This is a genomic window from Streptomyces sp. NPDC102451 (assembly GCF_044765485.1).
Classification (GTDB): domain Bacteria; phylum Actinomycetota; class Actinomycetes; order Streptomycetales; family Streptomycetaceae; genus Streptomyces.
This window is the reverse complement of record NZ_JBIWKD010000060.1, coordinates 1-1,000: the sequence shown is the minus strand read 5'-3', so window position 1 is coordinate 1,000 and position 1,000 is coordinate 1. Positions and strand designations below refer to the sequence as shown.

Annotated in this window: 1 protein-coding gene and 1 pseudogene; one reads left to right on the top strand and one right to left on the bottom strand. The window is 63.7% G+C overall.

The genetic code is table 11. The features are described 5' to 3' along the window. The first annotated feature begins 97 nt into the window (after window positions 1–97). Window positions 98–592, top strand: a complete 495-nt coding sequence (locus ACIRD8_RS37865) for a hypothetical protein (protein WP_404002346.1) — start codon at window positions 98–100, stop codon at window positions 590–592. Window positions 593–616: 24 nt separating this feature from the next. Here the strand turns inward: ACIRD8_RS37865 and ACIRD8_RS37860 are convergent. Then, a pseudogene (locus tag ACIRD8_RS37860) lies at window positions 617–907 on the bottom strand (IS3 family transposase); the annotation flags it as partial. Between the last annotated feature and the right edge of the window lie 93 nt (window positions 908–1,000).

Here is a 1,000-nt window from a genome sequence, read left to right as displayed (position 1 = left end):
GGTGATCTTGGTCGTGAACCCGTCTACCAGGAGCTTTCTTCATGCCCGCCGCCGGGGCTGCCGGCCCAACCACCCGTCAGGTTGGAAGAGGTTCAAGATGCGGGACGAGAAGAAGATGCTCGTCACGTACGGACACGACGGTCCGTGGGAACTGGACGACCCAGCCGATGAGAACCGGTTCACCATGGAGGCCTGGGGCGCGCAGATGGAGCTCCGCGCGATCCAGCGCCGGAACCGCGACGCCACAATCAAGATCAGGGCAGCCGGCCGGCCAAAGGGCAAGCCGTCGTACGGCTTCCAGTACGTGCGAAAGGTCATGGGGGGCAAGGTCGACCATGTCGAACTGCACCCGCATGCCTCCGAAGTGCTCCGAGATGTCGCCCGTCGCATCCTGGCCGACCCCGAGAACGTCACCACCAGCAGTGAGGCGGCCCGCCTCAATCGTGCGGGCGAGGCATCGCCTGCGGACCACCTGGCCACGATGTACGGAAAGCCGTCCGGAGGGCGGCCGTGGGTCCCACAGAGCCTGAAGAACATCCTCATATCCGAAGCCACGCTTGGCTACCTGATGCACCGGCGCAAGCGGGTCTGATGCAGCGTTGGGTGACAGGTTCAGTCATGCGGCCTGAAGAGCCGGTGTGGTCATGACGGTTTCGTATTCGACGGGTGTGAGCCGGCCGAGAGCGGCTTGTCTGCGGCGTCGGTGGTAGGTCCGCTCGATCCAGGTAACGATCGCGATGCGGAGTTCCTCGCGGGTGGCCCAGGTGCGTCGGTCGAGGACGTTCTTCTGCAGCAGGCTGAAGAAGGACTCCATGGCCGCGATGTCGCCGGCCGCCCCGACTCTCCCTATCGAGCCGGCCATCTGGTGGCGTCCGAGTGCATGGACGAGTTTCCTTGATCGAAATTGACCGGATTCAACCGGTCGTTGCAACACCGGCCTTTTGATGCAACTGTAGCTGCTCGTTGAACGCTTCGGCAGGTGTCTTCCAGCCGAGCGTCT